Source organism: Streptomyces sp. M-16 (genome assembly GCF_052114405.1).
Taxonomy (GTDB): domain Bacteria; phylum Actinomycetota; class Actinomycetes; order Streptomycetales; family Streptomycetaceae; genus Streptomyces.
The window spans coordinates 24,483-33,007 of the sequence record NZ_JBFRER010000080.1 but is presented as its reverse complement, the minus strand read 5'-3'; the positions used below and the strand labels follow the sequence as shown (position 1 = coordinate 33,007).

The window sequence follows — 8,525 nt, the reverse complement described above, 5'->3', positions numbered from 1 at the left end:
GAGCCGGCCGATCACCGGGCCGCCCTCCGGGAGCCCCGTTCACGGTGCGGTCAGGCGTGGTCCTCGGCGCGCAGCCGCTGCGTCTGGGCCCGTCCGACCTCGGCGGCGCGGTGGAGGTAGTCGGCGATGACCGTCAGCTCGGCGTCCGAGTAGCCGTCCAGTACGGCGCCGAAGGCGCGGCCCGGGACGTCCCAGGCCGCGCCGATGCGTTCGCGGGCGGCGGGCGCGAGGACGACGAGGGAGCGCCGCCGGTCCTCCGGGTCGGCCCGGCGTTCGACGACCCCGGCCTTCACCAGGCGGTCGACGAGGCGGGTGGCGGAGCCTGAGGTCAGGCCGGTGAGGCGGGCGATGTCACCGGTGGAGACGGGGCCGGGCTCCATGTCGAGGAGGGCCACGCACTGCATGTCCGTGGGGTGCAGGCCGACGTGGTCGGCCATGGCCTGGGTGAAGAGGGAGTAGTCGGCGTAGTGCCGCTGGCTCTCGGTGACGATGCGCGCCATCAGCTCGGCGCGGCTCCACTCACCCGAACGGTGGGAATCGGTTGACATCGGCTTCTCCATGCCTGAGATTTGTCTGTGTCACGCAGTGAATGTATGACGCAGAATCTGCACCACGTAACTCTTGCTCACCCTACCGGGGCCCGAAGGCCGTGGCGCCGGCTGCGACGGCAACACGCACGACGACCGCCGCCTGACGACATGCATGACGTCAGGCATGACGTCAGGCATGACGACACGCATGACGACACGCACGCCAATGCGGGCAGCCCCACGGACCTGCGATCACACCGACGGCAGCAACACCAGCAACACCTATGAATCAGGAGTCCCACCATGTCCCTCCTCGTCACCGGCGGCCGCGGCGCCGTCGCCCGCCACCTCGGCGGCCTCCTCTCGGCCCGCGGGATTTCCCACCGCGTCGGCTCGCGGGAGCGGGACACCCCCGGCGCCGTGCACTGCGACCTCTCCGACCCCGCCACCTTTCCCGCCGCCCTGGCCGGAATCCGGTCCGTCTTCCTCTACGCCGAGGCCTCCGCCGCCGAAGCCTTCGTCGAGGAGGCCGTCTCCGCCGGGGTGGAGCACGTGGTCCTGCTGTCCTCCTCCTCGGTGCTCGGCCCGGATCCGGCCGGGAGCCCGCTGTCGGCCGGACACCTCGCCGTCGAGCAGGCCCTCCTCGCGTCCCCGCTGCGCAGCACCCTGCTGCGGCCCGGCTCCTTCGCGAGCAACGCCATGGGCTGGTCCTGGGCGCTGAAGTCCGGCCGGCCGGTCCACCTGCCCTACCCGGGCTCCTACGCCGACCCCGTCCACGAGGCCGACATCGCCGAAGCCGCCCTCGCCGTCCTGACCGACCCGGCCCTCGGCGGCCGCGCCCACACCCTGACCGGCCCGCAGGCGCTGACCTTCACCGCGCAGCTCGCGATACTCGGCTCCGTGCTCGGCCGGCCCGTGCCCTTCGCCGCCGTCACCCCCGAGGAGTGGAAGGCCGAGGTAGAGGGTTACATACCCGGCCCGTACGCCGACGCCCTCCTCGACTTCTGGGCCGCCTCCGACGGACTTCCCGTCCCGGTCACCGGTGCCGTCGAGCGCCTCACGGGGCATCCCGCCCGTTCCTTCGAGACCTGGGCCCGGGACCACTCCGAGGCCTTCGGGGGCTGAGCGGTCCCGACGGCCTTCCGAGGGCGCCGACGGGCAGGCCGGGAGTAGATTCGCAGCCTGGAGGGAGCGAAGAAGGCTCACGGGCGCAGCGGGGGCCGGCCCAGGTTGGAGGAGGTCGCGCTCCGGGCCGGGGTGGGGCGCGGCACCGTCTCGCGGGTGGTCAACGGCTCGCCCGGGGTCAGCGCGCGGACCAGGGCCGCCGTCGAGGCCGCCGTCGCCGAGCTGGGATACGTACCCACCGGGCCGCCCGGGCGCTGGCCGCCGACCGTGCCGACGCCGTCGCCCTGGTCGTCCCCGACCCGCAAACGCGCGGCCGGGGCGCTGGCCGGGCTGCGCGCGGCCGGCCGTCGGATACCGGGCGACGTGGCGCTGGTCGGTGGTACTGCCGACGCAGCTGGTGGTCCGCGGGTCCTCGTAGAGCGTCCCGGGGGCGGGGAGGGGAATGCAGAAGGCCCCGGTCCGCTTCCGCGTACCGGGGCCTTCCCGCAGGGTGAGTGACGGGACTTGAACCCGCGGCCACCTGGACCACAACCAGGTGCTCTACCAACTGAGCTACACCCACCATGTCCGGTCGCAGAACGACCGGCCGAAGAAAAGGGTACAGGGTCCGGGAGGGTGCTCGCTCCACCCTTTTCCCCCACCCCCTCTCCGGGGTCCTACTCGCCCGCCACCACGTGCTTGGCGGCGATGGTGCGGGCGGTGTCCGAGTCGGGTCCGGGCTGCGGCACGAAGACCGCCTCCCGGTAGTAGCGCAGCTCGGCGATGGACTCCTTGATGTCCGCGAGCGCCCGGTGGTTGCCGTTCTTCGGCGGGCTGTTGAAGTACGCCCGCGGGTACCAGCGGCGCGCCAGCTCCTTGACCGAGGACACGTCCACGATCCGGTAGTGCAGGTAGCCCTCCAGCGCGGCCATGTCGCGCAACAGGAATCCGCGGTCGGTGCCGACCGAGTTGCCGCACAGCGGCGCCTTGCGCGGCTCCTTGACGTGCTCCCGCACGTACGCGAGGACCTGGGCCTCGGCGTCGGCCAGGGTGGTGCCGGCGGCCAGCTCGTCGAGCAGACCGGAGGCGGTGTGCATCTCGCGCACCACGTCCGGCATGGTCTCCAGGGCCCGGTCCGGAGGGCGGATCACGATGTCCACGCCTTCGCCGAGCACGTTGAGTTCCGAGTCGGTGACCAGTGCGGCCACCTCGATAAGTGCGTCGTCCGTCAACGAGAGCCCGGTCATCTCGCAGTCGATCCACACCATGCGATCGTTCATGCGCCCCACCTTATGCCGAAGGTCCCCCACATTGGTGCTCGGCCGATGTGGGGGACCTTCGTCAGGCGATGCCGGGAGTGGCCGCTACGCGTGCTCGCGCAGGACCCGTCCCGGGGAGTACAGCTCCGTCACGCTCTGACCGGAGGCGGCCAGGGCCGCCGCCGCCCGCTGGGGCTGCGGTGTGCGCTGGTGCGGCAGCGGACCGCCCGAGAGCTCGGACACCGGGGACACGTCGGCCTGCGGCCGGCGCGCCCGGTAGGCGGAGCGGTAGGCGGCCGGGGAGGATCCCAGCTGCCGGCGGAAGTGCCCGCGCAGCGCGACGGGGGAACGGAACCCGCAGCGTCCGGCGACCTCGTCGACCGAGTAGTCGGAGGTCTCCAGCAGCCGCTGTGCCTGGAGCACCCGCTGGGTGATCAGCCACTGGAGCGGCGCGCTGCCGGTGAGCGAGCGGAACCGCCGGTCGAAGGTGCGCCTGCTCATGTAGGCGCGGGCGGCCAGCGTCTCCACGTCGAACTGCTCGTGGAGGTGTTCCAGTGCCCAGGCGACGACCTCGGCGAGCGGGTCGGCACCGATCTCCTCGGGCAGCGACCGGTCGAGGTAGCGCTCCTGGCCTCCCGTGCGGCGCGGCGGGACGACGAGCCGGCGGGCCAGTGCCCCGGCCGCCTCGCTGCCGTGGTCCGTGCGCACGATGTGCAGGCACAGGTCGATTCCGGCCGCGGTGCCCGCGGACGTCAGCACGTCGCCGTCGTCGACGAACAGCTCGCGCGGGTCGACGTGGACGGACGGGTAGCGCTTGGCCAGCGTCGGCGCGTACATCCAGTGCGTCGTCGCGGGCCGGCCGTCCAGCAGCCCGGCGGCGGCGAGCACGAACGCTCCCGTGCACAGGCCGACGATCCGGGCCCCCTCCTCGTGCGCCAGACGCAGGGCGTCCAGGGCCTCCGGCGGCGGCGGTGAAGTGATGGAGCGCCAGGCCGGAACGACGACCGTGCCTGCCCGGGCGATCGCCTCCAACCCGTACGGCGCGGTCAGTTCGAGTCCGCCGGTGGTCCGCAGTGGACCGTCCTCCCCGGCGCACACGAGCAGTCGATAGCGTGGAACTCCCGCGTCCTGCCGGTCGATGCCGAACACGGAAAGTGGAATGGAACTCTCGAAGATCGGCCCGCCGCTGAACAGCAGCACGGCGACGATCTCCCTGCGGCGACGCCCCGCGAGCTTCCGGCCCGCGTCGGCGACGACTGCGGCGGTGGAATCCTGGCTCATGGCGCTAAGCCCCCCTTGGGTGTCGCGACTCCTTGGTCTGGTCGCACCTGCACGTTTCCCCTCGGCCTTGCACGTGGATCCCCCGCCGTAAATACATGATCGAATCTACTGCGTCCCGTGGTGTCGGCGTGACAAGTTCAGCACGGAGCGCTATGTCGACTTGGCAACTTGGCGAAAAGCATTCGATCAGGAAGCGTTCCACTCCGCTACCCGGGTGGGAAGCTCGCTGTCCGGCCATGGCCAGTACCCGTAGGGTCTCAGCGCCCCCCGAGGCTTGTAGTCGCTGGTGGTAGGGGGGTTGGGGGGACATTCCGGCAAGGGGGGCACGTGGTCCGGAAGTTGGCTGAAAACAAGCGGGTGTGTACGTGCGAACCGGTCAGTCGTGAGGGGAGAGGGCGCCGGAACCGTGGCAACCGCGGTGCGAACCGGCCCCGCTGCGGGAGTGCCGGCCCCGGTGGCCGAGCGGAAGCGGATCCTCCGAGCGCACCCGCGCGGCGGCCCGTTCCGCCTTCTCCGAGTGCCTCAGCAGTACCCGGCAGGCGGCGGTGACGGCGGCCAGCCCCAGCGTCGCCACGGCGGCCCCGCCGTAGGAGGTCCCGTAGACGACCAGCACGACGGGAACGAGGAGGCAGCTGAAAGCGGCCCAGCGCACCACGTCACCCGCCGGGTCGTCAGGGGCGCGCCCGGCGGACCGCACGGACGGGTGAAGAACGGAGGGCGCGTGGGACCCGGCGGCGGAGTGCGGGGACGGGAGGGACTGCGTCGGCGGAGCGGGCTGGACGGGCTGGGCGGGATGAACCGGATGGCCGGGCACGGCGTACTCCCTGCGGGCTCTTCCTGGACGGTCGGACGTCTGTCCAACGCCCCGGTGCGCGGCTCGGTCACTGCGCGCACGGGTGGCGCGCGGGCCTCTCGTCACTGGCTGTAGGGGACAGTCGCCATTGCCAAGGCGCCGTCGCTCCGGCATGCTCCCTGGGACGCTCTCCAAGGGCGGCATGCCCTGTGCAGGACAGGAGTGTCGCCGTACCCTGGTGGGTAAGGGCTTGGGAAGATGCTTCCCGGACAGAGCTCCGTCACCCTGCGTCGTCAAAAACCCGCGTCGTCAAAAACCTGCGTCGTCACACACTGCGTCGTCACACACCTGCGTCGTCGAAATCGCCCCTGTCGCTTCCCCGAGGACTCTTCACCGAGACACCCATGGCCGGTCACGAATTCTCCGAACCCGCGGACCGCAAGCGCAAACCCCTCGCCGATTCCGTATCGAGCGACCTGCGCGCGGTGGAACAGACCCGACTCCCCTGCGACCCGGCCTTCCGGCACGGCGTGGTGGTGGGCTTCGACGGCTCCACGTCCAGTGAGCGGGCCCTCGCGTACGCGATCGGAATGGCCCGGCGCTCGGGCTCCGGTCTGATCATCGTGCACGTGGCCAACCGGCTCCCCACCACGGTGTGGGCGGGCTGCGAGCCACCCGTCTTCGTCGACGTGCCGGACCACCGCACCGAGGTGCTGGGGCTGGAGCTGGCCTGCGCCGACTACCTGTCCGAGGTGCCGTGGATCCTGGTCGAGCGCGGCGGGGACATCTGCCACGAGCTGGAGGAGGTCGGCCGGGAGTACTCGGCCGACGCCATCGTGGTCGGCTCCACGCACGGGATCGTCGGCCGGATCTTCGGCTCGGTGGCGGGCCGGCTGGCCAAGCGGGCGCAGCGACCCGTCGTTGTCATTCCGTAACCCTCTGTACGTCGGTTGTGCGGTTGTGAACCCCCTTGTAAAGGGTAGATAAATGCTGCTGGGACGCAGCAAACAACTGCAGATCGAAGGGAGCCCGCCGTGGACAACGGTGTCTCTGCGGGAAGCACGGCCTCGACTTCGACCCTGGGGAACATCGCCCTGGGGCTCACCCTTCTCGCGTTCGGTATCGGCCACACGGGCGTCGTCAGCGGCGTGACCGTGGCCGACTCCGTGTCGCTCGCCATGTACGTCGGCGGTCTCGCCCTGTTCGTCCTCGGACTCCTCGAATTCCGGGGCGGCAACGGCTTCAACGGCACGGCGTTCGCGGGCCTCGGCGCCTTCTGGTTCACCTGGGCCGGCGGCGCCGGCGGAAAGGTTTCGCCGCACGCGGCCGGCCTGTTCCTCGCCCTGTTCGCCCTGCTCGCGCTGACGCTCACCGTGAGCGCGGCGAGCGGACTGTTCGGCCAGGGCGTCTACGCCCTGCTCACCCTCTCCCTGGTGCTCCTCGCGATAGGCGCCTTCGCCGGCGGCGACGGGCTCGGCAAGGCGGCGGGCTGGGTGGCGGCGCTCTCCGGGCTGCTGGCCTGGTACGGGGCCACCGCCGCGCTGGCGCACTGGCCGACGGCGCTCGGCAAGGCCTCCGGCAGCGGCGCGGTCGCCGCGGGCTGAGCGGCCGGGCACCGTACGCGCGCGAGCGGCCCCCGGGGGATGTTCCCCGGGGGCCGCTTCGTGCGTGCCGTGGTGGTGGCGGTCCGGCTACTCGACGGTGACCGACTTCGCCAGGTTGCGCGGCTTGTCGATGTCCCGGCCCAGGGCCAGGGCGGTGTGGTACGCCAGCAGCTGGAGCGGGATGCCCATCAGGATCGGGTCCAGCTCGTCCTCGTTCTTGGGCACGAGGATGGTGTGGTCGGCCTTCTCCTGCTCGCGGTGGGCGACCGCGAGGATGCGGCCGCTGCGGGCCTTGATCTCCTCCAGCGCCGCGCGGTTCTTCTCCAGCAGGTCGTCGTCGGGGACGATCGCGACCGTCGGCATGGCGGGCTCGATGAGGGCGAGCGGGCCGTGCTTGAGCTCGGAGGCCGGGTAGGCCTCGGCGTGGATGTAGGAGATCTCCTTCAGCTTGAGGGAGGCCTCCAGGGCCACCGGGTAGCCGCGCACCCGGCCGATGAACATCATCGACTTGGCCTCGGCGTACTCGGCCGCCAGCTTCTTGATCTCGTCCTCGCCGTCGAGGATCTCCTGGATCTGGGCGGGCAGCTTGCGCAGGCCCTCGATGATGCGCTTGCCGTCGGTGACCGACAGGTCCCGGATCCGGCCCAGGTGCACGGCGAGCAGCGCGAAGGCCACGACCGTGTTGGTGAAGCACTTGGTGGAGACGACGCAGACCTCCGGGCCGGCGTGCACGTACACGCCGCCGTCGGCCTCGCGGGCGATGGCGGAACCGACCACGTTGACCACGCCGAGGACGCGGGCGCCCTTGCGCTTGAGCTCCTGCACGGCCGCGAGCACGTCGTACGTCTCGCCGGACTGGGAGACGGCGATGTAGAGGGTGTCGGGATCCACGACCGGGTTGCGGTAGCGGAACTCGGAGGCCGGCTCGGCGTCCGCGGGGATGCGGGCCATGCTCTCGATGAGGCCGGCGCCGATCAGGCCCGCGTGGTACGAGGTGCCGCAGCCCAGGATCTTGACCCGGCGGATGCCGCGCGCCTCGCGCGGGTCGAGGTTCAGGCCGCCCAGGTGCACGGTGTTGAAGCGGTCGTCGATCCGGCCGCGCAGCACGCGGTCGACCGCGTCGGGCTGCTCGGAGATCTCCTTGTGCATGTACGTGTCGTGGCCGCCCATGTCGTAGGAGGCGGCCTCCCACTCCACGGTCTCCGGGGTGGAGGTGGTCTTCGTACCGGTGGTGGTGTAGGTGCGGAAGTCGTCGGCCTTGAGGGTGGCCATCTCGCCGTCGTTGAGGGTCACGACCTGGCGGGTGTGGGCGATCAGCGCGGCGACGTCGGAGGCGACGAGCATCTCCTTCTCGCCGATGCCGAGGATGACGGGGGAGCCGTTGCGGGCGACGACGATGCGGTCGGCGAAGTCGGCGTGCATCACGGCGATGCCGTAGGTGCCCTCGATGACCTTGAGCGCCTCGCGGACCTTCTCCTCCAGGCTGTCGGCCTGCGAGCGGGCGATCAGGTGGGTGATCACCTCGGTGTCGGTGTCGGAGACGAAGACGACACCGTCCGCCACCAGCTTCGCGCGCAGCTCGTCGGCGTTGTCGACGATGCCGTTGTGGACGACGGCGACCTTGTTCTCGGGGTCCAGGTGCGGGTGCGAGTTGATGTCGCTCGGGGCGCCGTGGGTGGCCCAGCGGGTGTGGGCGATGCCGGTGGTGCCGGCGAACCGCTTGGGGACGCGGGACTCCAGCTCGCGGACCCGGCCCTTGGCCTTGACCATCTTCAGCGCCGCGGCCTTCGGGCTGTTGACGACGATGCCCGCCGAGTCGTAGCCCCGGTACTCCAGCCGCTGGAGACCCTCCAGCAGCAGCGGTGCCACGTCGCGCTTGCCGATGTAACCCACGATTCCGCACATACGGTCTTGCCCCTCCTGTAGTTCGGTGTCCGTGCCCTGTGCCGTCCCG

General features: G+C 71.3%; 8 protein-coding genes, 1 tRNA gene and 1 pseudogene. 4 read left to right on the top strand and 6 right to left on the bottom strand.

Going from position 1 to position 8,525, the window contains the following annotated elements:
* Positions 1 to 50: 50 nt before the first annotated feature.
* A complete protein-coding gene (locus tag AB4039_RS29060) occupies positions 51 to 548 on the bottom strand; it encodes a MarR family transcriptional regulator (RefSeq protein ID WP_266839174.1) in 498 nt (165 codons plus the stop codon).
* A gap of 285 nt (positions 549 to 833) precedes the next feature.
* On the opposite strand from AB4039_RS29060, the gene AB4039_RS29055 reads away from it, so the two are divergent.
* Positions 834 to 1,655, top strand: coding sequence for an NAD(P)H-binding protein (locus tag AB4039_RS29055; RefSeq protein ID WP_442272178.1), 822 nt, complete (start codon positions 834 to 836; stop codon positions 1,653 to 1,655).
* 57 nt (positions 1,656 to 1,712) lie between these two features.
* Positions 1,713 to 1,966: pseudogene (locus AB4039_RS29050) on the top strand (LacI family DNA-binding transcriptional regulator); the annotation flags it as partial.
* Positions 1,967 to 2,144: 178 nt separating this feature from the next.
* On the opposite strand, the gene AB4039_RS29045 reads toward AB4039_RS29050, so the two are convergent.
* From AB4039_RS29045 to AB4039_RS29030, 4 genes are all read right to left on the bottom strand, one after another.
* A tRNA-His gene (locus AB4039_RS29045) sits at positions 2,145 to 2,217 on the bottom strand.
* Between the two features lie 94 nt (positions 2,218 to 2,311).
* Positions 2,312 to 2,914, bottom strand: a complete 603-nt coding sequence (gene orn, locus AB4039_RS29040) for an oligoribonuclease (RefSeq protein ID WP_266839171.1) — start codon at positions 2,912 to 2,914, stop codon at positions 2,312 to 2,314.
* A gap of 84 nt (positions 2,915 to 2,998) precedes the next feature.
* Positions 2,999 to 4,174 carry a helix-turn-helix domain-containing protein gene (locus AB4039_RS29035; protein ID WP_266839169.1) on the bottom strand — a complete coding sequence of 392 codons (1,176 nt, stop codon included), beginning with the start codon at positions 4,172 to 4,174 and terminating at the stop codon, positions 2,999 to 3,001.
* 376 nt (positions 4,175 to 4,550) lie between these two features.
* Positions 4,551 to 4,988: a hypothetical protein gene (locus AB4039_RS29030; RefSeq protein ID WP_442272177.1), complete on the bottom strand. Its 438-nt coding sequence runs from the start codon at positions 4,986 to 4,988 to the stop codon at positions 4,551 to 4,553.
* Between the two features lie 383 nt (positions 4,989 to 5,371).
* Between AB4039_RS29030 and AB4039_RS29025 the strand changes: the two genes are divergently transcribed.
* Both AB4039_RS29025 and AB4039_RS29020 read left to right on the top strand, forming a co-directional pair.
* Positions 5,372 to 5,902, top strand: a complete 531-nt coding sequence (locus tag AB4039_RS29025) for a universal stress protein (RefSeq protein ID WP_030229460.1) — start codon at positions 5,372 to 5,374, stop codon at positions 5,900 to 5,902.
* Between the two features lie 99 nt (positions 5,903 to 6,001).
* The gene (locus tag AB4039_RS29020) at positions 6,002 to 6,571 is read left to right on the top strand and encodes a GPR1/FUN34/YaaH family transporter (protein ID WP_266839167.1); all 570 of its coding nucleotides are present in this window, start codon (positions 6,002 to 6,004) and stop codon (positions 6,569 to 6,571) included.
* An 87-nt stretch (positions 6,572 to 6,658) separates the two neighbouring features.
* On the opposite strand, the gene glmS is transcribed toward AB4039_RS29020, so the two are convergent.
* A complete protein-coding gene (gene glmS, locus AB4039_RS29015) occupies positions 6,659 to 8,476 on the bottom strand; it encodes a glutamine--fructose-6-phosphate transaminase (isomerizing) (protein ID WP_266839166.1) in 1,818 nt (605 codons plus the stop codon).
* Between the last annotated feature and the right edge of the window lie 49 nt (positions 8,477 to 8,525).